The 25,085-nt window shown below is 43.3% G+C and carries 21 protein-coding genes; 10 read left to right on the top strand and 11 right to left on the bottom strand.

What is annotated here, in order from left to right; translation table 11 throughout:
• Positions 1–269: 269 nt before the first annotated feature.
• On the bottom strand, positions 270–1,502 hold the full coding sequence (tyrS, locus tag IEV39_RS18055; RefSeq protein WP_009506246.1) for a tyrosine--tRNA ligase: 1,233 nt from the start codon (positions 1,500–1,502) through the stop codon (positions 270–272).
• Between the two features lie 61 nt (positions 1,503–1,563).
• Between tyrS and IEV39_RS18060 the strand changes: the two genes are divergently transcribed.
• Positions 1,564–2,697 carry an anhydro-N-acetylmuramic acid kinase gene (locus IEV39_RS18060; RefSeq protein ID WP_005228146.1) on the top strand — a complete coding sequence of 378 codons (1,134 nt, stop codon included), beginning with the start codon at positions 1,564–1,566 and terminating at the stop codon, positions 2,695–2,697.
• A gap of 51 nt (positions 2,698–2,748) precedes the next feature.
• On the opposite strand, the gene erpA is transcribed toward IEV39_RS18060, so the two are convergent.
• From erpA to IEV39_RS18085, 5 genes are all read right to left on the bottom strand, one after another.
• A complete protein-coding gene (gene erpA, locus IEV39_RS18065) occupies positions 2,749–3,084 on the bottom strand; it encodes an iron-sulfur cluster insertion protein ErpA (protein ID WP_005281616.1) in 336 nt (111 codons plus the stop codon).
• Positions 3,085–3,207: 123 nt separating this feature from the next.
• A complete protein-coding gene (locus tag IEV39_RS18070; protein WP_005281613.1) occupies positions 3,208–4,212 on the bottom strand; it encodes a putative solute-binding protein in 1,005 nt (334 codons plus the stop codon).
• Between the two features lie 282 nt (positions 4,213–4,494).
• Entirely contained in the window at positions 4,495–5,502 is a 1,008-nt protein-coding gene (locus IEV39_RS18075) for a putative solute-binding protein (RefSeq protein WP_005281610.1), read from the bottom strand.
• A 217-nt stretch (positions 5,503–5,719) separates the two neighbouring features.
• Positions 5,720–6,721, bottom strand: coding sequence for a putative solute-binding protein (locus tag IEV39_RS18080; RefSeq protein WP_005281607.1), 1,002 nt, complete (start codon positions 6,719–6,721; stop codon positions 5,720–5,722).
• A 213-nt stretch (positions 6,722–6,934) separates the two neighbouring features.
• A complete protein-coding gene (locus IEV39_RS18085) occupies positions 6,935–7,942 on the bottom strand; it encodes a putative solute-binding protein (protein WP_005281604.1) in 1,008 nt (335 codons plus the stop codon).
• A 211-nt stretch (positions 7,943–8,153) separates the two neighbouring features.
• Here IEV39_RS18085 and IEV39_RS18090 point away from each other — a divergent pair, with 211 nt between their 5' ends.
• From IEV39_RS18090 to IEV39_RS18105, 4 genes are all read left to right on the top strand, one after another.
• The gene (locus tag IEV39_RS18090) at positions 8,154–10,082 is read left to right on the top strand and encodes an ATP-binding cassette domain-containing protein (protein ID WP_032883122.1); all 1,929 of its coding nucleotides are present in this window, start codon (positions 8,154–8,156) and stop codon (positions 10,080–10,082) included.
• A 336-nt stretch (positions 10,083–10,418) separates the two neighbouring features.
• Positions 10,419–10,976 (top strand): VTT domain-containing protein, encoded by a 558-nt coding sequence (locus tag IEV39_RS18095; RefSeq protein WP_005281596.1) that lies wholly within the window; start codon positions 10,419–10,421, stop codon positions 10,974–10,976.
• A 211-nt stretch (positions 10,977–11,187) separates the two neighbouring features.
• Positions 11,188–12,345, top strand: coding sequence for a PepSY-associated TM helix domain-containing protein (locus IEV39_RS18100; RefSeq protein ID WP_005281593.1), 1,158 nt, complete (start codon positions 11,188–11,190; stop codon positions 12,343–12,345).
• Entirely contained in the window at positions 12,329–12,505 is a 177-nt protein-coding gene (locus IEV39_RS18105; RefSeq protein ID WP_005281590.1) for a hypothetical protein, read from the top strand. The genes IEV39_RS18100 and IEV39_RS18105 overlap by 17 nt, the downstream gene beginning before the upstream one ends.
• A 33-nt stretch (positions 12,506–12,538) precedes the next feature.
• Here the strand turns inward: IEV39_RS18105 and gyrB are convergent, their stop codons facing one another.
• The 4 genes from gyrB to dnaA all read right to left on the bottom strand — a co-directional run bounded on the left by gyrB (position 12,539) and on the right by dnaA (position 18,832).
• The gene (gyrB, locus tag IEV39_RS18110) at positions 12,539–15,007 is read right to left on the bottom strand and encodes a DNA topoisomerase (ATP-hydrolyzing) subunit B (RefSeq protein WP_005281587.1); all 2,469 of its coding nucleotides are present in this window, start codon (positions 15,005–15,007) and stop codon (positions 12,539–12,541) included.
• Positions 15,008–15,056: 49 nt separating this feature from the next.
• Positions 15,057–16,139 (bottom strand): DNA replication/repair protein RecF, encoded by a 1,083-nt coding sequence (gene recF / locus IEV39_RS18115; protein WP_005260342.1) that lies wholly within the window; start codon positions 16,137–16,139, stop codon positions 15,057–15,059.
• Positions 16,140–16,167: 28 nt separating this feature from the next.
• Complete coding sequence (gene dnaN, locus IEV39_RS18120; RefSeq protein WP_005228168.1) at positions 16,168–17,316, bottom strand: DNA polymerase III subunit beta; 1,149 nt, start codon at positions 17,314–17,316, stop codon at positions 16,168–16,170.
• A 112-nt stretch (positions 17,317–17,428) separates the two neighbouring features.
• A complete protein-coding gene (dnaA, locus tag IEV39_RS18130; RefSeq protein WP_005281583.1) occupies positions 17,429–18,832 on the bottom strand; it encodes a chromosomal replication initiator protein DnaA in 1,404 nt (467 codons plus the stop codon).
• Between the two features lie 668 nt (positions 18,833–19,500).
• On the opposite strand from dnaA, the gene rpmH reads away from it, so the two are divergent.
• The 5 genes from rpmH (at position 19,501) to mnmE (ending at position 23,621) form a co-directional block, all read left to right on the top strand.
• On the top strand, positions 19,501–19,635 hold the full coding sequence (gene rpmH, locus IEV39_RS18135; protein ID WP_000831329.1) for a 50S ribosomal protein L34: 135 nt from the start codon (positions 19,501–19,503) through the stop codon (positions 19,633–19,635).
• A 27-nt stretch (positions 19,636–19,662) separates the two neighbouring features.
• On the top strand, positions 19,663–20,058 hold the full coding sequence (rnpA, locus tag IEV39_RS18140; RefSeq protein ID WP_005228170.1) for a ribonuclease P protein component: 396 nt from the start codon (positions 19,663–19,665) through the stop codon (positions 20,056–20,058).
• A 9-nt stretch (positions 20,059–20,067) separates the two neighbouring features.
• Positions 20,068–20,388: a membrane protein insertion efficiency factor YidD gene (gene yidD, locus IEV39_RS18145; RefSeq protein ID WP_005228171.1), complete on the top strand. Its 321-nt coding sequence runs from the start codon at positions 20,068–20,070 to the stop codon at positions 20,386–20,388.
• Positions 20,389–20,393: 5 nt separating this feature from the next.
• Positions 20,394–22,151, top strand: a complete 1,758-nt coding sequence (gene yidC, locus IEV39_RS18150; RefSeq protein ID WP_005281579.1) for a membrane protein insertase YidC — start codon at positions 20,394–20,396, stop codon at positions 22,149–22,151.
• A gap of 114 nt (positions 22,152–22,265) precedes the next feature.
• Positions 22,266–23,621, top strand: a complete 1,356-nt coding sequence (mnmE, locus tag IEV39_RS18155; RefSeq protein ID WP_005281576.1) for a tRNA uridine-5-carboxymethylaminomethyl(34) synthesis GTPase MnmE — start codon at positions 22,266–22,268, stop codon at positions 23,619–23,621.
• Positions 23,622–23,674: 53 nt separating this feature from the next.
• Here the strand turns inward: mnmE and IEV39_RS18160 are convergent, their stop codons facing one another.
• Entirely contained in the window at positions 23,675–24,865 is a 1,191-nt protein-coding gene (locus IEV39_RS18160) for a PilT/PilU family type 4a pilus ATPase (RefSeq protein WP_005281573.1), read from the bottom strand.
• Positions 24,866–25,085 lie beyond the last annotated feature (220 nt).

A 25,085-nucleotide genomic window follows, 5' to 3' on the forward strand; every position in this document is an offset into this window, starting at 1 on the left:
ACAGGTAATTTAGATATTTAGCAAACTTATCAACCAATCCAAGAATCTAACCATTTTAGCCAAATCCTTGTTTATCAACAAGTTTTTATCTGCATCACCGCCGATGGATGTGCATTCTACAGCATTTCAGACCGGATGCAACCCTGTTTTTTATTATTTTCTTTTGCATGTTTCTTTTTTCAACAAAACTGATGTTTTCGTTGTTTTTATCATCTATTTACGTATAAAAAGCAGGCTCTGGGCCTGCTTTTTATGATTTTTATTTCGATTTAGTCGGTGAAAGTCACACGTGCAATCGCTTTTTTACCTGACTGAATGATTAAAGTGACGTTTTCTTTGACAGAGTAGCTCATATCTACCACATTCCAGTCGACTTTAACCGCACCGCGACCCACAGCATCTTTTGCAGCAGCTGCATTCGGGTTTAAACCTGCAACGCGCAGAATAGTTGCAATAAACAACTCGCCACCAAACTCGCCACGAGAAATTGTTACTTCAGGGGTATCTTCCGGCACTTCACCTTCAGTTACGCGGTTCCCTGCACTTTTATGTGCATTTTCTGCCGCTTCTGCGTCATGGAAACGCTCCACCAGCTCAAGCGCCAAAATACGTTTGATCTCTTGTGGATTGCGACCCGCAGCCATCTCATCAAGTAATACCTTGATTTCATCCAGTGATTTAAAGCTGAGTAAATCAAAGTAGCGTTCAATTAGACTATCTGGCATCGACAGGATTTTTTGGTACATCGCGCCTGGTGTATCAAATACGCCAATATAGTTGCCTAAAGATTTAGACATCTTATTAACGCCATCTAAACCTTCAAGAATTGGCACAGTGATACACACTTGTGATTCCTGACCATAACGACCTTGTAAGGTACGACCCATCAATAAGTTAAACGTCTGGTCTGTTCCGCCTAATTCGACGTCTGCTTCAAGCGCAATCGAGTCATAGCCTTGTACCAATGGGTAGAGGAACTCATGAATCGCAATCGGCTGATGGTTGTTATAACGCTTGGTGAAATCATCACGTTCTAACATACGCGATACTGTTTGCTGGCTTGCCAACTGGATTAAATCAGCAGCGGTTTTTTGACTAAACCATTCTGAGTTAAAACGGACTTTGGTTTTATTTGGATCTAGGATTTTAAAAACTTGTTCTTGGTAGGTTTTTGCATTGGCAATGACCTGCTCTTGTGACAACGGCGGACGCGTTGCGCTCTTACCCGTTGGGTCACCGATCATGGCTGTATAGTCACCAATCAGGAAAGTAACTTCATGACCTAAATCCTGAAAGGTTTTTAATTTATTGATCAGAACAGTATGTCCCAAGTGTAAATCAGGAGCCGTAGGGTCAAAGCCTGCTTTTACACGGAGAGGACGATTCTCTTTCAGTTTTTTCAGTAAATCTTCTTCAGAGATAATCTCGTGCGTGCCTCGTTGAATGAGAGCAAGCTGTTCTTCGGCTGGCAAGAAATTTGACATCACAAAACCTAAACACATCAGTTATTCAATTTGTGCGATATACTAACATTTTTTCAGCATCTTGCAGGATAAGTTGTATATGAGCGCGATCTATATTGGTGTAATGACAGGCACGAGCATGGATGGTGTTGATATTGTTGCAACTTCATTCGATCCTTTAACGCTGCATGCCACACTCACCGTGCCTTTTGAGCCAGAATTGCGTGATGAATTGATGGCATTAACGCTGCCTGATGACAATGAAATTGACCGTATGGGTAAAGCTGATGTCGCTTTGGCACAAATGATCGGACACGGCATCAATCAACTGATTGAGAAAAATAATTTAGACCGCACACAAATTAAAGCCATCGGCTCACATGGGCAAACTATTCGTCATCGTCCTGAGCATGGCTTTACCTTGCAAATTGGTGATCCCAATATCATCACTGAAATCACGCAACTGCCTGTGGTTTCGGATTTCCGCCGACGTGATATGGCTGCTGGCGGGCAAGGGGCACCTTTAGTCCCGGCGTTCCATCAGGCGTTGTTTCAGCATGACAGTATTCATCGTGTGATTCTAAACTTAGGCGGGATTGCCAATATCAGTATGTTGCCAGCCAACAATGCAGACGGCGTTTATGGCTTTGATACAGGCCCGGCCAATATCTTGATGGATGGCTGGTGCCATCGCCATACCGGTCATCCTTATGATGAAAATGGCGACTGGGCAGCCTATGGTAATCCGATTCGCTCGCTATTAGATCGTTTGCAAAGCCATGAGTTTTTTGCCAAAGAACCACCTAAGAGTACGGGTCGTGAAGACTTTAATCTGGAATGGCTAGACGAACAGCTCAGTGACTGGCGCAATGACCTAGGCTATGACGAACTGGAAGATACGCCAGAAAATGTTCAGGCCACCTTGATGAAACTGACCACACGCGCTATTAAGAAAGCCATTTATCGCAGCAAAGAGGCGATGCCGACAGGCGAAATCTACGTGTGTGGGGGTGGGGCGTATAACTCGCATTTACTTGAACAGTTGCGCTGGCGCTTGCGTAAACATAACTGGTCGGTACAAACCACAGATGCGCTGGGTCTAGCGCCAACATGGGTAGAAGCAACAGCGTTTGCATGGCTCGCGATGCGATTCGTAGAACAGTTGAGTGGCAATCTGCCCGCAGTGACTGGTGCATCAGGTGATCGTATTTTAGGGACCATCACCGTGGTATAAGAATAAAAAAAGCTTCTCAACTGGAGAAGCTTTTTTTATCACAAGAATCTATTAAATCGAGAAAGATGAACCACAGCCACAGGTGGTGGTCGCATTCGGGTTTTGCACCACAAAACGTGAACCTTCCAGTCCTTCCAGATAATCAACCACTGAACCGACCAGATATTGATAGCTGAGTGAATCGACCAGCATTTTCACATCGCCATTCACAAATTCAGCATCATCTTCATTGACACTTTCAGCAAAGTTAAAGCCGTAAGAGAAGCCTGAACATCCGCCACCCGTTACATACACGCGTAACATAAGGTCGTTATTCCCTTCACTTTCGCGTAGTTGGCGAACTTTGTTGGCAGCATTATCTGACAATTCTAGAGCTTGGGCGTTCATGATGGATATTCCTCAGACTTCAATACGTCTTTCATAAATAAAAGACCCGATATGTAGTATAGCATACTCAATATCGGGTCTGTATTTGAAGTTTTAAAGTGCGCTTAATGACTTTTTACAAGTTTACTTGTAGTTTTCGTCTTGTAAGCCACATTCAAAATTCTTGGCATCTTCACGGCAACGGAATTGCCATAATAATTTCATCATCCGCTTGTCATAAATTCCTTTAGCGGTCAGATTGATACGCGCTTCACGCATCAGTTTTTGATAACCAGGCTTATCTGCGGCAGGTACTTCCATCCAGTATTTTTGAGGAATATCTGCTTTCATTTTGCCCAGAATACCAAACGCGCGTGGTAATTGCGCTTTCACCCACTCACGAGATTTTTGGCCAAAGCCTGTTGGAAATTTATCAGGATGAATAATCAGGTTACCTGTCACTTGCAAGATTGGATAATTCACAATTGCGCCTTTGCTGCCTAAACCCTTATAGAGTTCCAACGGTTTAAATGCAGCGGCTGGTGCACCAATGATATCGACCTGTCCGTTATTAAATTTGGCACCAAAATTGGTAATATCTGAGCTGACTGCTTGTGCACCGACCTGTGAAGCCATGATTTTTTGTGCTTCATCATAGTCCAGTACGGCGATTTTCTTGCCCGCAGCTTTAGCAACGGTATTGATATTACGGTCATTTACCAATAAGTAGGCATCGCCGACAGGAATCACCCCCACCACTTCATATTTGCCATTGACCATGGCTTTGGCAAAGGTTGGACTCGCAAGGCCCTGCATCACTTTCACGGCAAGTTTAAGATCAGTAATCGCTCCAATCGCATCCAGTGACCCTGTAAACGGGTTAAACTGACGGCCACGCATACCGGTGATACTGACCCCATCACATTTACCAGCTTTAAAGTCTTCAGCAATGACCGCCTCATTGGTGCCCACTTTAAGCTCAATATCTGCGCCCCAGTTTTTTGCAGCCAGTTGATAATCTTTCATCAAGGCATACACATCACCGCTTTTGCCGACGATATCGAATACACAAATTGTTTGTTTGGCCTGAGCACCCGCAGATGCCGCCGCGATCCCTGTTGCAAGTAATAATGTTTTAAACCATTGCATTTTATTGTTCCTTTGCATCTATGCTAATTGTTGTTGCACCACACCCAAATTTAAAATCCTGGTCCATCCTGTTCAGATTTCAAATAAATCTATGTTGTTATGCAGTCATGTTTCATCGTCCAGACCAAACCTGCTTTCGATCTTTCAAGATTCCATCTGGTTTTTATATATTTCTATCATTACGATCTTTCAATCTAAACACAATGACTCAAATGACAGTGGTAAAAAAACAAAAAGCCTAGATGAATCTAGGCTTTAAGTACACTTTATGGCAATTAGGGATTATTCACCCGGTAATGCACATTCAAAGTTTGCTTTGTCTACTGAACAACGTGCTTTCTTCAATACAGACATCATACCAGCATCGTAAATACCGCGTTTAGTAAGATCCATACGACCGTCACGTAACAGTTTTTGGTATTTCAGATTGTCTTCAGCACTTAAGTTCATTTTGTATTTTGCTGGGATTTCAGACTCATAACGCTTGATCATGGCAAAAGCTTTTGGCAATTGTTTCACGAAGTAGTCACGAGATTTTTGACCAAAACCAGCAGGGAATTTTTCTGGACGAATCACAAGATCCGCAGTCACTTGTAATACTGGGAAGTTAAACATTGCACCATTCGCGCCCAAACCTTTGCTTAACTCTAATGGTTTGTAAGCATAAGCAGGCGCACCAACCATATCGACCTGACCATTGTTGAATTTCGCAGCAAAGTTAGAAATATCAGAAAGGACCGCCTGCGCGCCTACGCGTTGTACCATGATTTTTTGCGCATCGTCATAGCCCAATACCGCGAATTTTTTACCCGCTGCTTTTTCAATGGAGTTAATGCTCTTGTCACGTACGAAAATGTAAGCAGCACCTAGTGGAGAGATACCCGCAACTTCGTATTTGTTACCACCTAAATTGGTGGTCATTTTTGCAGCATTACGCGCATCAAGAACATAAGTAATTGCACGTTGTGCTACCGCATTACTTGGCGCACCACCAAGCGAGTCAACAGAACCCGCAAATTTGTTATATGGACGAGCACGCATTGCTGTCATTGCTACAGCAGCACATTTACCCGCTTTAAAGTTATTGTCCGCAACCTGTTCATCCGTGATTGCAAGCAGGTTGACATCAGCGCCCCAGCCTTTCGCTGCGAGTGCCCAGTCCTGCATCATTTTGTATGATTCACCTGACTTTCCTAATAAGTCGAATACACACACGTCAATTGCTGCTTGAGTAGAAGCAGATACACCAAAGATCGAAGTTGCTGCAAGAGCAAGTGCCATTTTTTTCATATTTTTTCATCCTTTCACAAACTTTATGTTTGTCTCCTTGTTCGAAGCAAATATTAATCATGTTTTTTGAAAAAAAATAGAGCTTCTACTCTATTTTTATGACTGGATTGTTTATTTTTTACCCTCTTTTATCTCTTTCTATTATTTTAATAGGCATTTTTGTTATATATGCCTAAGTTTGTGTATCAATTTATCTATTGCTTGTTGTTCTCCTGTTTTATTCGCCACTCAGGGTACACTCAAAATTGGTCCGTTCTACCGTACAACGGGCGCGTTTAAGTACATTCATCATACTCGCATCATACACACCTTGCTTGGTCAAATTCATGCGCCCATCACGCAACATTTTTTGATAACGGGTTTTATCTTCATTGGTCAAGGTAATCTTTTTGGCATTCATGCCTGCCTCTAAACGTTGCACCATGGCAAAGTTACTCGGCAATTTATTGACAAACCATTTACGTGATTGCGGACCAAAACCAGAAGGAAATTTTTCCGGGCGAATAATCAGGTCACCGGTAATATTGACCACAGGGAAATTAAACAGCGCACCATTGGCCAGTCCCTTACTGATTTCCAGAGGTTTATAGGCATAAGCGGGTGCAGCAATCACATCGACCTGCCCGCTATTGAATTTTTTTACAAAATCAGAGATATCCGATGGCACTGCCACCAGATCAATACTTTCAACAATCGCTTTTTGTGCCTGATCATAATGTAAATACGCAAATTTCTTGCCTTTGGCCTTTTCTATGGTGTCGATCTTTTTATCACGCACAAAAATGTAGGCCAGCCCGACCTGAATAATGCCGGCAACTTCGAATTTTTCGCCGTTCATTGTCGCAGTTAAACGATGCTGATTGCGTTTATCCAGCACATAGCTAATCGCCTTTTGTGCAATGGCATTACTGGTGACTGCCCCGACAGCATCGACAGAACCTGCAAATTTATTATATTTACGCGCCCGCATCGAGGTCATATATACCCCATCACACTTGCCGGCATCAAAATCTTTTTCTGCCTTTTCCTCATCCTGATAAGGAATTAATTCAACGTCCCCTTGCCAGGTCTTGGCAGCAAGCTTCCATTCTTCGACCAGCTTATAAGACTCCCCAGCCTTACCCAATAAATCAAATACGCAAATGTCCTGTTTGGCCTGTGCAGGAGTCGCTGTGACCAAGAGCGCCGTAGCACTCAATGCCCAAAGTCCTTTTTTCATCTTGTTTTCCCTTTCTACCCTATATTGCACAATTTTCCATCAGTGCCAGATCAATATAGTCAGCTTTTGTTTAAAAGCATAGTGCTTTTATATACATACGTCGGGTTTTCCTGACTTTTAACACTATTGATCACAGTTTGACAATTTAAGCCAATTCCTTTTTGAGAAGGGCCGTTTGCCCCCGATTACTCATCACTAGAGGGTGGACTCTATTTATTCTCCACCTAAGGTACATTCAAAATTAGTCCGGTCGACGGTACAACGTGCCCGTTTGAGTACGTTCATCATGGTAGCATCGTAAATTCCACGTTTGGTCAGATCAATCCGTGCTTCACGCAAGATATGCTGATAACGGTTTTTATCTTCCTGATCCAGACTGATTTTATATTTGGCCGGTAATTCCGCTTCGATTCGCTGGATTAAAGCAAAATTGCGATTAAGCCGACTGAGAAACCACTGTCGTGAGTTTTGCCCAAAGTTGGTCGTGAATTTTTCAGGTCGAATAATCAGATCCATGGTCATGTTAACTGCAGGAAAAGTAATGATGGCACCGTCATTGCCCAAACCTTTATAAATTTCCAGTGGTTTATAGGCATAGGCTGGCGCTGCCATAATATCGGCCTGCCCTTGATTAAATTTCTTGGCAATATCAGAGATATCGGAAAGTACAGCTTGCCCGCCAAGACTCCTGACCACAATTTTTTGCGCTTCGTCATAGCCCAGGACTGCAAACTTCTTGCCCCGGATTTGTTCAATGCTGTTCATTCTTTTGTCTTTGACAAAGATATAGGCCAGACCAATTTGTGAGATCCCTGCCACTTCATAGCTTTGATTCGCGACCTGACTGATTAAACGGCGCTGGTTACGCTTGTCCAAAGCAAAACTAATCGCTTTCTGTGCAATGGCATAGCTCGGCACAGCGCCAATCGCATCGACTGAGCCTGCAAATTTGTTATAGGCACGTGCACGCATGGAAGTCATATACACGCCCTCGCAACGACCTTGTTCAAAATCATGTTCAGCCATCGCCTCATTTTGATAGCTGACCAGATTGATTTCACCCTGCCATGCGCTTGCGGCTAAGGCCCATTCTTGCATGGCCTTGTAGGCTTCGCCGGATTTCCCCATAAGATCAAATACACAAATTTTAGTTGCAGCACTAGCCTGTGTATTTACAGTCAGCATCAGCATGGCTCCCAATGCCAGAATTCCCTTCTTCATTGCCCCGTCCTAGTTGACTCTTTTTGATGTGATGTGTTGTTTTTCCTAGATTTTAAATCATAATCTGATTTTTCATCATAAAATAGAGCATTTGCTCTATTTTATGATGAGCGGGTAAAATGATGATGTCTGCCTTAATCTGCAATATAAAATTTGCATTCATGGGTGATCACCTTAAAATGCAGCTATCTATTCGCTATTTTGCATGCTCATGATCCAATTTGACCAAGTTTCATTACGCCGTGGTGGGCGCGTCCTGTTCCAAAAAGCCTCAATGCAGCTTCATCCTGGCTGGAAAATTGGTCTGACTGGTGTCAATGGCGCAGGTAAATCAACTTTATTTGCAGCATTTTTAGGTGAATTGGGCGCAGATGAAGGTAATTTAAGCCGTCCTGCAGTGTGGACCGTGGCACACATGGCGCAAGAAATTAAAGCGCTGGAAATGCCTGCAATAGATTTTGTCCTTTCTGGCGATGAGGAATATTGGGAGATTCAAGAAAAATTAGCCCATCCTGATCAGCTCAGTAATGATGAGCTTGCCCGTCTGCATGGCCGTTTTGATGAAATCCATGGCTATGCCGCCCCCGCCAAAGCAGCACAATTGATGGCTGGCTTAGGCTTTCTGGATCATCAAATCCGTTTAAATGTCGCCAGTTTCTCTGGGGGTTGGCGTATGCGTTTAAACCTGGCCCGTACCCTGATGAGTCGTTCAGACCTGTTATTACTGGACGAACCGACCAACCACTTGGATTTAGATGCAATCCTGTGGTTAGAAGACTGGCTAAAAGCCTATGAAGGAACACTGGTTCTGATTTCGCATGACCGTGACTTCCTTGATGCGATTACCGATCATATTCTGCATATCGAAAATCAGGAACTGACGCTGTATACCGGCAATTACTCAACCTTTGAAACCACCCGCAGCGAACGTTTGGCACAACAACAACAAGCCTTTGAGAAGCAGCAAGAAACCCGTGCCCACTTACAAAAGTTTATTGATCGCTTTAAGGCCAAAGCCACCAAAGCCCGTCAGGCACAAAGCCGCATTAAACAGCTAGAGCGCATGCAACAGCTCGCCCCTGCGCATGTGGATACACCATTTACCTTTAGTTTCCGTGAACCCACCAAAATGAGTTCACCATTGCTCAGTTTAGATGCAGCAAGCATTGGTTACGGCGATAAAATCATTGCCGAAAAAATTCGCCTGCAAATCACCCCAAGCTCACGGATCGGTTTACTGGGGATGAACGGCGCGGGTAAATCAACACTGATCAAAACTTTGGTCGGGGATTTACCGCTACTTGCAGGTGAACGTAAAGCTTCTGAATTATTAAATATCGGATATTTTGCCCAGCACCAGATGGATGCTTTGGATGCCAATGCCAGCCCAATGCTGCAACTGGCCCGTATTGCGGACAAAAAAATCAGTGAGGCTGCGTTACGTGCCTTTCTGGGTGGATTTGGCTTTAGCGGTGAACGTATGGACACCCCGTGTGAAAGCTTCTCTGGTGGTGAACGCGCCCGTCTGGCACTGGCCTTAATCGTATGGCAGCGTCCGAACGTACTGATCCTGGATGAGCCGACTAACCATTTAGATCTGGATATGCGTCATGCCTTGACTATGGCGCTGCAGGATTTTGAAGGCGCTGTGGTGCTGGTGTCGCATGAACGTCAGTTAATTGCCAGCGTCTGTGATGATCTATTGCTGGTGCATGCAGGCAAATGCACCGAATTTGAAGGTGATTTGCAAGACTATGCCAAATGGTTACGAGAAGCACGCCAACAACAGATCAATGCACAAAGTGCCGGGCAGCAACAAAGCGTGGCCACTCAAGCTCCAGCCGTGAAGATCGATAAGGAAGCGCAACGTAAAGAAGCGGCACGCCGCCGTGAAATGACGCGCCCCATTCGTAAAAACATTGAAAAAGTCGAAGCTCAAATCGAAAAGGTACAGCCCCGTCTGGCAGATATCGAACAGGCGCTGGCAGACAGTGCTTTATACGAAGCAAGTCGCAAAGAAGACTTGATGAAACTCATGAATGAACAAAATGAGCTAAAAGCCAAACTGGAACAATTTGAGGAACAGCTTTTAGAATTGATGATGGAGCTAGAAGAACTGGAAAGCTCATTTGCTGAATAACATGAGTGATCCATATCTGTAACTGAAATAGGTATGGATCTCATCTTTTCAGGCCTCGACGCTGAATAAAAATGATTTTGATAAAACCTAACCATAGTGAGCAGATACTTAAAAACACTATGAATATCATCAAAAATGTCATGATTCTGTCGATAATTTAAGATAAGGTAAAACTGGAATTTTCGTAGAAAATTGAGCTTTGGGTTCAGGCTCGATATACTCAGCTCCCATTGTTGTAATGTTATAACTAACGAATGAATCCTGAGGGTTAAATTCATTTCACATTTTTTTGTACTTTAATTTGGTGAGTACTCTATTTTGGATCATACAAACTGAATGAATTCTTTAGATTTTATTTTTAATTTTGAGCATATTCTGCCCGTTTTGGTGCAAGAATATGGTTTATGGATCTATTTTATCCTCTTCTTAATTATTTTTTCAGAAACAGCCTTTGTTTTCATGTTCTTCTTACCCGGTGATAGTTTATTGCTGACAGTCGGTGCATTGTGTTCAGTGGTTGAAATAATGCATTTAGGTTATATGATCAGCCTGCTGTTCTTTGCCGCAGCATTGGGTTATATGGTGAATTATCATATCGGACGTCATTTTGGTGACCGTATTTTCAATATGAAATCACGCTTTATCAAGCAGGAATATCTACAAAAAACCAATGTGTTTTTCCTGAAACATGGCGGAAAAACCATTTTATTGGCGCGTTTTATTCCTTTTGCACGTTCTTTCGCGCCTTTGGCAGCAGGTTCGAGCAATATGAATTATACCCATTTTGTGATGTATAACATTCTGGGGGCTTTGCTCTGGATCAGCGTACTGGTGACAGCAGGTTATTTGTTTGGTCATGCCTTAATTCAGGTCAGTGATTTTGTAGAAAGTTAATCCCCTTTTAATAACGTATTGTATGATTTAGCAGGAAAGTTCGTCTTTCCTGCTTTTTTTTAATCCGTTTATTCTATGTCAGGTTTCACGTGGAACGTAAAAAACAATAGTAAATAATAATGAAAATAATTATCAATAAAAATAAAATCAGCTTTTAAAAATATAAATTATTTGGGAAAGCCATGATCCATTCAGCATGGAATAATCAGTTATGAGCCAAGCAAGCACTTCAGCAAAGAAAACCAATTCACGCTGGTTCCGCATCAACTTATGGATTCATCGCTGGATCAGCTTAGTGATTGTGCTCCCCTTTACGATTTTATCAATCACGGGAATCATTCTGATCTTTCATGAAGAAATCGATCATGCACTGGGTGTAGAACCGATGGCACTTCACTCATCTTTACAACAACAGCGCCCACTGGCAGATTCATTAGCCACCGCACAAAATACCTATCCTCATGAGCACATTATCAGTACAGGCTATGATCCTGAGCATCATCCGGGTGTACTGCTGATCGGAATGGCAAAACCGGAACAGCGTTTTGAGCAAGCGCGTTGGTTATTTGCAGATATTGGTTCTGCTACGCTGATTCAGCAACCCAGTGAACGGGATACTTTAACCGGTTTGTTACTGGAACTGCATGCCAACTGGTTTTTAGGTTTTATTGGACAATTGATCGGTGCCTTGATTGCCTTTCTAGTGTTCTTATCACTGATTTCAGGGCTGGTGGTATACGCCCCTTATGTGAAAAAATTCTTTTTGGGGATTATTCGAACAGGCAAAGGTCAGCGTTTATTACAACTCGATTTACATAACTTAATCGGTTCAGCGGTACTCGGCTGGGCATTGGTTGTGACCTTGACTGGCTTTTTACTCGGTTTTGGTACGGTTGCCATTGGTCTCTGGCAAATGACTGAACTAAAAGCTCTGCAAGAAAAATATCATCATGTCAGCCCAATTAATCCGACATTGAGTATTGATAATGTCTATGCTGTTGCACAGAAAGGCGAAATCGGCTGGCACCCTACCACTGTGTTCTATCCTAAAACCGAATATTCGACCCAAGGGCATTACATGGTATTACTGCAAGGCAATGAGGGTTTAAACCAAAAAATGCTGAAGGTTGCCTTGGTCAATGCAGCCACAGGACAAGTCGATACTGTTGAAGAACTCCCGACCTATCTGAAAGCCATCTTGCTCTCTCAGCCTCTACATTTCGGTAATTACGGCGGTATGCCACTCAAGATTTTATGGAGCTTATGTACGCTTTTAAGTTTGTTTATCACCCTGAATGGCGCTTGGCTATGGTGGGCAAAACGTCGGCCAAAAAGCCTAAAAGGAGTCAGTAATGCAACTGTGGAATAAATCAGGCTTGTTATGGCTAATGGCTGTATGCAGTATTTTAGGAATAATCGGCATGCTGCTGATGGACGGTATTGCAGATATTATTTTTCTCATCATCACCCTGCTTCCAGTTTTAATTGCAGGATGGAGAGCTTATCTTTTACAGCAACGCAAAAGATAAGCGCTTTTTACATATTATTGATGCCTAAACTCATTAAGCATCAATATCTGCATTTAATGCATTTTCTTCAATGAAGGCACGACGTGGTTCTACATCATCGCCCATTAAGCATGAGAACATACGATCTGCTTCGATCGCATCATCAATAGTCACCTGTAACATATTACGGTTTTCAGGGTCCATGGTCGTTTCCCAAAGCTGCTCAGCGTTCATCTCACCCAAGCCTTTATAGCGCTGGATCATCATGCCGCGGCGCGAGTCTTGTAAAATGTGCTGCCACACCTGGTGGAAATTGCTGACCTGAATACGACGCTCACCTTTTTGTAGATAAGCCCCCTCTTCAAGCAATTTAAACCAGCTCTTCGAGTTCTTCAGCAAACGTGCATACTCGGCAGAATTGAGCAAACCGGCATCAAGTAAATAAGAATGCGGTAAGTTATGCACATAAACCGTCACACGTGGCCAATAATGCGCTGATTTCTCACCTTGTGCATTTTCACGTTCAAATGCTTCCAAGCTAATTTCAGGACGCAGGCTTGGTTGCAACTTTTCAATCGCTACACGTAATTGCTCAGCCCATGCTTCAACATAGTCACGTTCATGATTATGATCGCCTTTGAAAGCATCCAGCTCCAGTAAGCCATCCAGTAAACTTGCCGGATAACGTTGCGTTAAGCGCTGTAAGCTCTTTTGTGATACCTGATAATCGGCAATCACACTGGCCAATGCAGAACCATTAATCGCAGGTGCATCCGCGCTCACATGCAAGGACAGCTCATCAATCGCATTGGAGATCAGGAAGGTTTCTAATGCATCATTGTCTTTTAGATATTGCTCGTGCTTGCCTTTCTTCAACTTGTACAGTGGTGGCTGTGCAATATAGATATAGCCACGCTCAACCAGTTCCGGCATTTGACGGAAGAAGAAGGTCAATAACAAGGTACGAATATGTGAACCATCCACGTCCGCATCGGTCATGATAATGATTTTGTGATAACGTAATTTGTCTGGATTGTATTCTTCACGTCCGATACCACAGCCCAAAGCGGTAATTAAAGTTCCCACTTCCTGGCTGGAAATCATCTTGTCAAAACGCGCACGTTCAACGTTCAGGATCTTACCTTTCAACGGTAAAATCGCCTGCATTTTACGGTTACGACCTTGTTTGGCACTACCGCCCGCAGAGTCACCCTCGACCAGATACAGTTCCGACAATGCTGGGTCTTTTTCCTGACAGTCTGCCAGTTTACCTGGCAAACCAGCGATGTCTAACGCGCTCTTACGGCGTGTCATTTCACGCGCTTTACGTGCAGCATCACGCGCACGTGCAGCATCAATAATCTTGCCAGCAATCGATTTCGCCGCTTGCGGGTTTTCCAGCAGATAAGCCGAGAACTCTTTGTTCATGGCCTGCTCGACCGCAGGTTTGACTTCACTCGACACCAGTTTTTCTTTGGTTTGTGAAGAGAATTTTGGATCAGGCACTTTCACTGAAATGATGGCAGTTAAGCCTTCACGTGCATCGTCACCGGTCACGGCCACTTTTTCTTTTTTCAGTAAGCTTTCATTTTCCATGTAGCTGTTTAAGCCACGGGTCAATGCCGCACGGAAACCTGCAAGGTGGGTACCACCATCTTTTTGCGGAATATTGTTGGTAAAGCAACGCACATTCTCTTGATAGCTATCATTCCACTGCAATGCCACCTCAACGCCAATGCCATTATCTGCATCTGTGGTGAAATGGAAGATATCATTCAGATGGGTTTTACCTTCGTTAATATATTTAACGAACTCGGATAACCCACCTTCATAATCGTAAACGTGCTCAAGATTCACGCGCTCGTCACGCAATACGATACGTACACCGGCATTCAGGAATGAAAGTTCTCTTAAACGGCGTGCCAGGATATCCACACTGAAAATGGTTTGGCTAAAGGTCAATTCACTTGGCCAGAAACGCACGGTGGTACCGGATTGGTCAGTTTCACCGACAACTTTCAACGGATATTGCGGATCACCATGTGCATATTCCTGCTCATGGATTTTACCTGCGCGTTGAATGGTCAAATGCAATTTCTTAGAGAGCGCATTTACTACCGAAACACCAACGCCGTGTAAACCGCCTGACACTTTATAGCTGTTGTCATCGAACTTACCACCCGCATGCAGAATGGTCAGAATAACTTCTGCGGCAGACACCCCTTCTTCAGGGTGAATATCGGTTGGAATACCACGACCATTATCCGAGACACTGACCGACTCATCTTCATGAATGGTCACTAAGATCTCGTCACAATGACCTGCCAAAGCTTCATCAATGGCATTATCCACCACCTCAAACACCATATGGTGCAAACCGGTACCGTCATCGGTGTCACCGATATACATGCCCGGACGTTTACGAACCGCGTCTAATCCACGTAATACTTTAATACTAGAGGAATCATAAGCCTTTTCATTTGTTTGTTCTGTTTGAGAGACTGATTGAGACTCTGAACTCATGGTTACTCCCTAGTAAATATCTAATCTATCCAAAGATGAGGAAATAAAATTATGGCGCAGCAAGACTGACTTGGCCTTGGACAACGTGAAACAATTGAAAGGAAATCGACAAATCATGTAAGTGTTTTAATACCGACGTATGGTCTAAGGTCGTCATAAAAACCTGACTTCCTAACTGACTCAATCGCTCAATTAAACGTTGTTGTGCAGCTAAATCTAACTCTGCTGTCAGATCATCTAATAATACCACAGTTTCCTTGTTACTCGCATGCAGCATTGCAATTTGTGACAGTTTTAATGCCATGATTAACAACTTTTTTTGCCCACGTGATAACACGTCATCGGCATTGCCATACGGGGTTTTCAAGCGCAAATCTGCACGATGTGGACCATACTCGGTATAACGCCGTTCCTGGTCTCTTTGATGCTGTTGAATCAGGTCCTGCAACAGCCCCTGTTCGGTATGAAAACCGGCGTGATATTCCAGTTCAATTTCAAGATTTGGCAATAGTTGCTGCAAATCTTCCTGAAAGAACTGGTTCCATTGCTCCACGATACCGACCCGTTGCGAGTGCAAAATTTCGCCATAATCACTCAGCATTTTGTTCCACGGCTCTAAATCGGCCAAGCTCAGGTTACGTCGGGTCTTTAACAAGCTATTACGCTGTTTTAAGGCACGAGAATAGTACTGCCAGGCAAAATAGAACTCAGGTTCCACGTGGAACATCAACCAGTCCAGCAATTGCCGTCTGGGTTTGGCGCCATGATCAATAATATCGGTACTTTGCGGATCAATATGTTGTAAGGGCAAAAGTTTTGCCAGTTGCCCTTGAGTGGCAATAGTATCGCCATTGACCTTGATCAGTTGCTCACCCGAAGCCAGTTTTTGCATGCCAATCCGTTCACTGGCCGACTGTGCGAAGACAATCGCATCATCAGCCTCGTACTGGATGTAATGCTTGGGAATATGGGTGCGAAATGAGCGACCTGTGGCCAATAAATGGATAGATTCCAGAATTGAGGTCTTTCCAGAACCATTCGACCCGTAAAAAATATTAAACGGTTGCAACTCATTGAGTGCAACCGCCTTTAAATTACGTACACGTTCGATATTTAAACGCGTGATTTGCATGCTTAAAAACTCAAATCATCAATGCCAATTACACACGCATCGGCATAACAACATAAGTCTGGTCTGGATGCGCTGGATCTTGAACAAGTACCGATTGATTTGCTTCAGTCATGCTCATTCTCACATCATCGCCATCCAGCACACTCAATACATCCAGGATATATTGCGCATTAAATGACATTTCCAGTGGTGCATCCTGATATTGAATTGCAATATCTTCAACCGCTTCATCTTGCTCCGGGTTATTAGCACGGAGTTGCAACGAATCCTGATTAAAATTCAGGAACACGCCACGTAATTTTTCATTACTTAAAATCGCGACCCGTTGTAAAGACTGTTTAAATACATCATGCGCAATAAACACATGCTTATCACCACCTTTCGGAATAACACGGCGATAATCAGGGAATTTACCATCAATCAATTTGGTGGTGAAACGAACGGTAATATCACCCTGCTCTTTATCACGGCTTGGCGTATTAATCGTGACATTCAACAATTCACGACCAATGAGCAAGGTAAGCTGCTCATCTTCAATACTCAATAAACGCTGCAATTCACCCACGGCTTTACGCGGTACAATGGCCTGAATCGGTGCAGCAGCAGTTGAGGATGCCAATACTTCGCACAATGCCAAACGGTGACCGTCTGTGGTTACGGTACGTAATTGATTTTGATCAATTTCCAGCAAAGTACCAGTCAGATAGAAACGTACATCCTGTACCGCCATTGCAAAGGCAGTTTTTTCAAATAAACGTTTTAATTCACGCTGAGTCACCTGAACTTGTGTGCCCTGGCTATTTTCAGTGGTGAGTAAAGGATAATCATCCGCTGGAAGTGTACCCAACACAAAGCGGCTGTTACCCGATTTTAAAATACAACGCTGATCTTCTGTAATTTGTAAGTCAATCAAGGCTGCTGTCGGAAGAGATTTACAAATTTCGACCAGTTTACGTGCCGGAACGGTGGTCTCCCCTGCTTCCAGACAAGCACCTTCAGCTAACGTTGTGCTTGCCACCAGTTCAACTTCTAAATCAGAACCGGTAATGGTTAAGGCCTGTTGCGTGGTTTGAATTTTGACATTTGAAAGAATATTCAAGGTATGACGACGCTCTACAGCCCCGACCACATGGGATAACACATTGAGTAAACTTTCTTTAGCGATTTTCAAACGCACGATTTTATTCCTCTTACAACAGAAGCCGATATGAATGTTAGCAGTGTACTATGCTGCACTTAAAAGCAGTTTGCAACCATGAAAATTGAGTCAGCCGAGATTATGCTCAGGCCTAACTTTGTAATAAACGAAGTAAGTTTTTATAATCTTCATTAAAAATTGGATCTTCCTCGCGCAAGCTGACCACTTTTTCGCAGGCGTGCATCACGGTACTGTGATCTCGCCCACCGAAGGCCATACCGATTTCCGGAAAACTGTCTCCGGTTAATTCACGCGCCAATCCCATCGCCAATTGACGAGGTCGGGCATAAATACGGGTACGTTTTGGCCCAATCAGTTCTTTTAGCGGAATGCGGAAGTATTCACTGACCACACGCTGGATGTTTTCTACACTAATGGTCCGGGCACGGATCGCCAGCACGTCTTTTAAGGATTCCCTCACCACATCGAGATCGATGGCGGTCCCTTTAAATCGTGAAATTGCCACAACTTTATTCAATGCACCTTCAAGTTCACGCACGTTTGCGACCACTTGTTGCGCAATAAACAAAGCACAGTTGCGCGGTAAATCGACGCCACTATTTTCAGCTTTTTTCAGCAAGATTTCGATACGGGTTTCAATATCCGGTGGTTCTACCCCCACCGACAGTCCCCAAGAGAATCGAGAAACCAGACGTGGATCAAGTTCGGTGAGTTCTTTTGGATAACGGTCTGAAGTGAGAATAATTTGCTTGGATTCATCCAGTAAGGCATTGAAAGTATAAAAGAATTCAACAAGGCTGGCTTCTTTACCGGCAAGCAAATGAATATCATCGACCAAGAGTAAATCTAAAGAACGACAATTTTTCTTAAATTCTTCAACCTTGCCTTTCTGTAATGAACTGACAAAGTCTTGTACAAAACTTTCTGAAGTCATATACATCACCCGTGCATTGGGTTTGGCTTGTAACAGCGCATTACCGACCGCTTGCATCAAGTGGGTTTTACCCAAACCAGTTGGGCCATACAAAAATAAAGGATTGTGCTGAGATGCACCTAATTGGGTTAATACCTTACGGCAAGTCTCAGCAGCCATCTGGTTAGAACGGCCTTCAACAAATAAAGAAAATGTAAATAACGGATTAAGTTGTCTTTTCTTCGGTATTTTCGTGACATTTTGGCCGGGTTGGATCAGATCAGATTCTTTTTTGGCTTTAACTGGTACGGCAGTGGCGGTTGGCGCACTACTTAAAGCAGCAGTGGTCGTGGCTGGTTGTTCATTCGAAGACAAAATTGTCCCTGGGCGAGAGTCGACCAAAATCTCAACCTGACGTACGCGACCTTCAGACAGTTGTTCAGCAAGAATTGAAATCAATTCTAAATGGTTATCTTGAATATAACGGGTCCAATAAGGGTTCGGTGCGTATAAACGCATCACACCATCAACCTCTTCGGCAACTAAAGGACGAATCCACATCGCAAAGACGTTATCAGAGAGCTCTTGTCGCAAGCGAGTTAAGCAGTCTGTCCAGAGCATGTGCATCCCCTATATATCCATTTTTAAATTCAAAAAATAAAAATCACCAGCCCCATCTTTCGAAGGGGTCGCCATTCTAACCAAGTTATCCACATCTGTCAGGCCAATTTATGGGACTTTTGCTGAAAAAGAAAGCAGTCGTTTATAAATTTAAATTCAAAACCACTTGTGTATAACTTTTTGCACAAGCTGTGGATAATTTCAACCCTCAAGTTATCCACAATCTATAAAATTGATAAAAACATGGTTATCCACAAAGTAACTATTTGTTTATTTATATAAAAACGTCACTTTCCACAGAAAAAATCCCCCCTAATAAGAATAAATTTAAATTTTAAAATTTGAATTTACTTATAGGGGTTTAACGGAATTGTGGATAACCGAGCATATCGAAATTTAAATTCAAAATCCAAGAATTAAATTTAAATCAGAAATTGAATTGTTGATAACTGTGCTATTAAGCTGTGAATATAGCTGAATGTTGATATAATATAAAGAGATAGCTTGTGTATATTTTTTGTTTTCAATAAAAGCACTTCTTTACGCGTAGCGCTATTGCTTCAAAACAGAACAAAGAAAATGTAAAGTTTTTGATTTTTCATTGACAGCGTAAACATTGCACAATAAAATCGCGGACCTTTATAGAAAGATCATTTTGGAGTTTCGAAATGAAACGTACTTTCCAACCATCTGAATTAAAGCGTAAACGCGTTCATGGTTTCCGCGCTCGTATGGCTACTAAAGCAGGTCGTCAAGTGTTAGCTCGTCGTCGTGCAAAAGGTCGTCATAGCTTAACTGTTTAATACTGTTAAGCTGACCAGACTTGGGTGATGACACTTTACAGTTTCAGTACTGAATCTCGTATTCGTTGTGCTGCTGATTATAAAAGTGTATTTGATGGTGCGCTTTTTAAAGTGCATCAGCCCCATTTCCTTTTTTTAGCAAAATTAACCGAACAGCCTAACAGCCGTTTGGGTATTGTCGTTGCTAAAAAAAAGGTACGTCGTGCTCATGAACGAAATCGAATAAAACGTCTTGCTCGGGAGAGCTTTCGTATCCATCAAGCACAATTTAATGCTGATATCGATATTGTGGTGATGCCTAAAGTAGGTATAGAAGCAATTTCAAATGAAGAATTACATCAACAATTAGATTTTGCTTGGCAAAAATTACAACGCTTAGCAAAGAAGCATTCCAAAGTCGTTGTGACATCCCTCCAGAATTAGAGATCTCCAATGGTACGTTTACTTCATTGGTTGATAAGATGTTACCAGATTGCAATTAGTCCATTATTGGGTCCTCGTTGTCGCTATATTCCCACGTGCTCGCAATATGCAATTGAAGCTTTACAAACGCATGGTGCGCTCAAAGGTGTATGGCTATCGACTCAGCGAATTTGCCGTTGTCATCCTTGGGGTGGTTCAGGCTATGATCCGGTACCCCGCAAAGCACTTCGTTTTATTTCGTTTCATCAAATAGATTCTCAAATGCATCACGTTGCTGTACCCTTTCGTGATCGTTTATTCAAGCAAAATCTCTCTAATCATTTGGGATAATAGATATGCAACAATGGGCCAGATTTGCAATTCTTGGAGCCATGTTTGTTACCGCATATTTGCTTATTTTGGCTTGGCAAAAAGACTATGGTCATGCTGCACCAGCACCGCAACAACAAGCGGCGGCTGTCACTGCACATGATGTATCTGCAGATTTGCCAAATGCTCAAAATGCAACAGCGGCTTCAGACTTGCCACAAGCAAATGTGACTGCATCACAAACCACAGAAACACCATCTGTGAGTCAGCAACTGATTTCAGTACAAACGGATCTGTATCATCTTTGGATCAATCCTAAAGGTGGTGATATCGTTCGTATTGAATTGTTAAGCCATGATGAAAGCAAAGACAGCGATAAACCGTTTGTCATGCTGGAAAGTGATGCGAAACGTACTTACGTCGCTCAATCTGGTTTGATCGGTTTGAATGGACCAGATAGCAGCCGTGGCGGACGTCCAATGTATGATGTTGAAAAAACAGCATATACTTTGGCGGATGCGAAGAGCGTTGCCTCAAAAGATGGTAAGACACATCAAGTGTTGACTGTGCCATTGGTATTTAAAACACCTGAAGGTGTGGAAGTGATCAAGTCGTTCATCTTCACCCAAGGTGATTATCCAATTACAGTGAAACATCAGGTTGTTAACCGTAGTCAGCAAAACTGGCAAGGCCAGATGTTTGGTCAGTTAAAGCGTGACAATTCTGATGATCCGGGTAAATCTTCTCAAGGTATCTTTACCCTTGGAACTTATCTGGGTGGCGCATGGGGTACACCAGACGCGCATTATAACAAGTTGAAATTCAGCAATTTTAATGATGAAAAATTGAGTGTTGAAGCCAAAGGCGGCTGGGTTGCCATGGTTCAGCATTATTTCGTCAGTGCCTGGATTCCGGGTAATCTGAAACTGACCCAAGCGGATGGCCAGCCTTATGTGGCTAAACTGGAATCGCGCCAGTCTGCCGATCACATGAATATCATGGGCTTCACCTCTCCAGTGATCAATGTACCGGCCGGTACCTCAATGGAAGTGGATGCGCAACTTTATTCTGGTCCAAAAATTCAGTCTGAACTCAAAGATCTAGCTGCTGGTTTAAACCAGACTGTAGATTACGGCTGGTTATGGCCGATTGCCAAACTCTTGTTCCTGGGCTTACAGTTCTTCCATAACATCATTGGTAACTGGGGTTGGTCAATTATCTTATTGACGATCTTGGTGAAATTGATTTTATGGCCACTTTCTTCAAAAAGTTATCGCTCAATGGCGAAAATGCGTGTGATTGCACCAGAAATGCAACGCATGAAAGAAGAATTTGGTGAAGACCGTATGCGCTTCTCTCAAGAAATGATGGCCTTATACAAGCGTGAACAAGTCAATCCATTGTCTGGTTGCTTGCCGTTATTGTTACAAATGCCGATTTTCTTGGCCTTGTACTGGGTATTGATGGAATCGGTTGAATTGCGTCATGCACCATGGTTAGGCTGGATTCAAGACTTATCGGCAATGGATCCATGGTTTATCTTGCCGTTGATCATGGGTGTGACCATGTTCGTTCAGCAAATGTTGAATCCACAACCGACTGATCCTATGCAGGCAAAAGTGTTCCGTATCATGCCAATCATGTTTACGGTATTCATGTTGTTCTTCCCTGCCGGTTTGGTGCTTTACTGGATCGTCAACAACAGTATTACCATTTTGCAACAATGGTTTATTAACAAAGGTGTCGAAAAAGACCGTCTCAACAAGGTTGAATCGAGTTCTTAAGTTCGAACTTTTGCTGAATAAATCCGCTTAAGATGGTAATCTTAAGCGGATTTTTCTTTGTCTGTATTTAGGGTTCCTGTTTCATAACCCTCGTGTTTTTTAGGTGAATTTAACATGCAACATCAAACCACAATTGCTGCGATTGCTACCCCATTAGGTCGTGGTGGTGTGGGCGTGATTCGACTTTCCGGCCCTAAAGCTTATGCCATTGCTGAACAGTTGACCCAGAAAACTCTTCCTGCTGCCCGCATGGCTGGCTTCCGTCAGTTCTGTGATGCGGATGGTTCAGTGATGGATGAAGGCATTGTACTGTGTTTTCCAAATCCGCATTCGTTTACCGGTGAGGATGTGGTGGAATTACAGGGGCATGGTGGCCCAGTTATTCAGAATGCGTTATTAGCGCGTTTACTGGATTTGGGTGCGACGGCTGCCAAGGCGGGTGAGTTTTCCATGCGTGCCTTTGAAAACGGCAAGATGGATCTGGTGCAAGCCGAAGCGATCGCTGATTTGATTGATGCAACCTCACAGGCCGCCGCACGTTCAGCGGTTCGTTCCTTACAGGGTGCCTTTTCAACCAAAATTAATACCGTTTTAGAAAAGCTGATTCACTTGCGTTTGCATGTGGAAGCGGCCATTGATTTTCCAGAAGAAGAAATTGATTTCCTTGCCGATGGCAAGATTTTAGCTTTGCTGGATGATGTACAGGACTCGGTTAAGGCCGTACAGCAATCTGCACGCCAAGGTCAGCTGTTACGTGAAGGTTTGCAGGTAGTGATCGCCGGTAAGCCGAACGCGGGCAAATCCAGCCTGTTAAACGCGCTGGCGGGCCACGAACGGGCCATTGTGACCGATATTGCCGGAACCACCCGCGATGTATTGCATGAAAAGATCAGTTTGAATGGTTTGCCAATTACCTTAACCGATACTGCCGGTTTACGTGAAACAGGTGATATCGTCGAGCAGGAAGGGATTCGTCGTGCGATTAAAGAAATTGAACAGGCCGATTTATTACTGCTGGTCTACGATTTAAACCAGGGCGATGAACCGTTGCAGCTGGCGCGCGAATATTTTGCCGATCATCTTGAACCGAAACGTTTACTGTTGATCGGTAATAAATGTGATTTAACCGGTCAGGAGGCGACTTTAAGTGATTATCAGGGCTTCCGTCATATCAGTGTGTCTGCCAAACAGGATATGGGTGTTCAGGCGCTTATAGAAGCGATTACAGCGCATGCAGGCTTCCAGCCTGAGGAAGACACCTTTATTGCCCGAACACGTCATTTAGACGCAATGAAGCGCACTCAGCGCTATCTTGCCGAGGCACGTGAGCAACTTGTTGTGTTTAACGCAGGTGAACTGGTGGCTGAATCATTGCGTCTGGCACAAAATGCATTGGGTGAAATCACCGGTGACTTTAGTGCCGATGATCTTCTAGGGAAGATTTTTGGTTCATTTTGTATTGGTAAATAATCAATTAAATCAAATACTTATGGCTTGAATTGTATTGCAATCCAAGCCATTTTTTATTCCTTCTCTTCAGCGGTCTGTTCTTGCTCTGCTTTTTGTTCTGGTACCACATTTAATGCCGTCATCATGGCAGCTGGCGCGCCGTCCTGACGTGTGGCTTTGAGCTTGATCTGCAAACGCAATTCATTGACTGAATCGGCATTACGCAAGGCCTCATCATAGCTAATCGCGCCTTCGTTATACAGATCGAATAAAGCCTGATCGAAGGTTTGCATCCCCAGCTCACGTGATTTACTCATAATCTCTTTCAGTGCGTGGAACTGGCCTTTTAAAATATTATCTGCAATTAAGGGCGTATTCAGCAGGATTTCAATCGCTGCGCGACGCCCTTTGCCATCCTGCGTGCGCACCAATCGTTGAGAAATAATACCTTTCATATTGGATGAAAGATCCATGAGTAACTGGTTACGACGTTCTTCCGGGAAGAAATTAATAATCCGGTCCAGCGCCTGATTGGCATTGTTGGCGTGTAAAGTCCCTAGGCAAAGATGCCCTGTTTCGGCAAAGGCAATCGCATGTTCCATGGTTTCCGTATCACGGATTTCCCCAATCAGGATCACATCGGGTGCCTGACGTAAGGTGTTTTTCAGGGCATGCTGCCATGAGTGACAATCAACACCGACTTCACGATGGGTAATCATGGATTTTTTGTGTTTATGTACATACTCAACCGGATCTTCAACGGTAATGATATGTCCCGCTGAGTTTTCATTGCGGTGATCAATCATGGCGGCCAAAGAGGTTGATTTGCCTGAGCCGGTACCGCCTACCACCAAGACCAGACCACGTTTTTCCATAATCACCTGTTTAAGCGATTCAGGCAGCTTCAGCTTCTGAAAGGTTGGAATTTCCGAGGTAATGGTACGAATCACCATGCCGATCTGTAGCTGCTGTTTAAACACATTGACACGAAAACGTGAAACATGGGGAACATTGATGGCAAAATTACATTCCCATTCTTTTTCAAACTCCTGGCGTTGCTTTTCATTCATTAAGCTATAGGCAAACAGTTTGGTTTTATCGGCCGTCAGTTCCTGTTGCCCGAGTGGACGCATCAGTCCCTGTAATTTAATGCTGGGCGGAAAATCTGCAGTAATAAATAAATCTGAACCCCCATATTCCACTACTTTGGTCAGCATATGAAACATAAATGTTTTGGCTTCTTCGAGTAATTCTGCGCTATACATCAATCTACCTGGATCTGAATAATAAGATGGTTTGTTGCCATTCGATTTAAAAATTGCAATGAAAAGAATGATCTATATGGTTTTTAAATGTGGGTTAAAACTATTCAGCCTCAAAAACACCCCAAATATTTGCTGAATCATTTCCACAGCTCATCGTTTCCTGGGGAATTATTCCAAACATGGCCCGATTGATCTAGTTATTTTCAAATTAACGCGGATA

It is taken from the genome of Acinetobacter courvalinii, assembly GCF_014635545.1.
In the GTDB taxonomy this organism is placed as follows: domain Bacteria; phylum Pseudomonadota; class Gammaproteobacteria; order Pseudomonadales; family Moraxellaceae; genus Acinetobacter; species Acinetobacter courvalinii.

Excerpts from the sequence above, each read along its gene's own strand:
- tyrS (WP_009506246.1), bottom strand. The coding sequence starts at position 1,502 with ATGTGTTTAGGTTTTGTGATGTCAAATTTCTTGCCAGCCGAAGAACAG.
- IEV39_RS18060 (WP_005228146.1), top strand. The coding sequence starts at position 1,564 with ATGAGCGCGATCTATATTGGTGTAATGACAGGCACGAGCATGGATGGT.
- erpA (WP_005281616.1), bottom strand. The coding sequence starts at position 3,084 with ATGAACGCCCAAGCTCTAGAATTGTCAGATAATGCTGCCAACAAAGTT.
- IEV39_RS18070 (WP_005281613.1), bottom strand. The coding sequence starts at position 4,212 with ATGCAATGGTTTAAAACATTATTACTTGCAACAGGGATCGCGGCGGCA.
- IEV39_RS18075 (WP_005281610.1), bottom strand. The coding sequence starts at position 5,502 with ATGAAAAAAATGGCACTTGCTCTTGCAGCAACTTCGATCTTTGGTGTA.
- IEV39_RS18080 (WP_005281607.1), bottom strand. The coding sequence starts at position 6,721 with ATGAAAAAAGGACTTTGGGCATTGAGTGCTACGGCGCTCTTGGTCACA.
- IEV39_RS18085 (WP_005281604.1), bottom strand. The coding sequence starts at position 7,942 with ATGAAGAAGGGAATTCTGGCATTGGGAGCCATGCTGATGCTGACTGTA.
- IEV39_RS18090 (WP_032883122.1), top strand. The coding sequence starts at position 8,154 with ATGATCCAATTTGACCAAGTTTCATTACGCCGTGGTGGGCGCGTCCTG.
- IEV39_RS18095 (WP_005281596.1), top strand. The coding sequence starts at position 10,419 with ATGAATTCTTTAGATTTTATTTTTAATTTTGAGCATATTCTGCCCGTT.
- IEV39_RS18100 (WP_005281593.1), top strand. The coding sequence starts at position 11,188 with ATGAGCCAAGCAAGCACTTCAGCAAAGAAAACCAATTCACGCTGGTTC.
- IEV39_RS18105 (WP_005281590.1), top strand. The coding sequence starts at position 12,329 with ATGCAACTGTGGAATAAATCAGGCTTGTTATGGCTAATGGCTGTATGC.
- gyrB (WP_005281587.1), bottom strand. The coding sequence starts at position 15,007 with ATGAGTTCAGAGTCTCAATCAGTCTCTCAAACAGAACAAACAAATGAA.
- recF (WP_005260342.1), bottom strand. The coding sequence starts at position 16,139 with ATGCAAATCACGCGTTTAAATATCGAACGTGTACGTAATTTAAAGGCG.
- dnaA (WP_005281583.1), bottom strand. The coding sequence starts at position 18,832 with ATGCTCTGGACAGACTGCTTAACTCGCTTGCGACAAGAGCTCTCTGAT.
- rpmH (WP_000831329.1), top strand. The coding sequence starts at position 19,501 with ATGAAACGTACTTTCCAACCATCTGAATTAAAGCGTAAACGCGTTCAT.
- rnpA (WP_005228170.1), top strand. The coding sequence starts at position 19,663 with ATGACACTTTACAGTTTCAGTACTGAATCTCGTATTCGTTGTGCTGCT.
- yidD (WP_005228171.1), top strand. The coding sequence starts at position 20,068 with ATGGTACGTTTACTTCATTGGTTGATAAGATGTTACCAGATTGCAATT.
- yidC (WP_005281579.1), top strand. The coding sequence starts at position 20,394 with ATGCAACAATGGGCCAGATTTGCAATTCTTGGAGCCATGTTTGTTACC.
- mnmE (WP_005281576.1), top strand. The coding sequence starts at position 22,266 with ATGCAACATCAAACCACAATTGCTGCGATTGCTACCCCATTAGGTCGT.
- IEV39_RS18160 (WP_005281573.1), bottom strand. The coding sequence starts at position 24,865 with ATGTATAGCGCAGAATTACTCGAAGAAGCCAAAACATTTATGTTTCAT.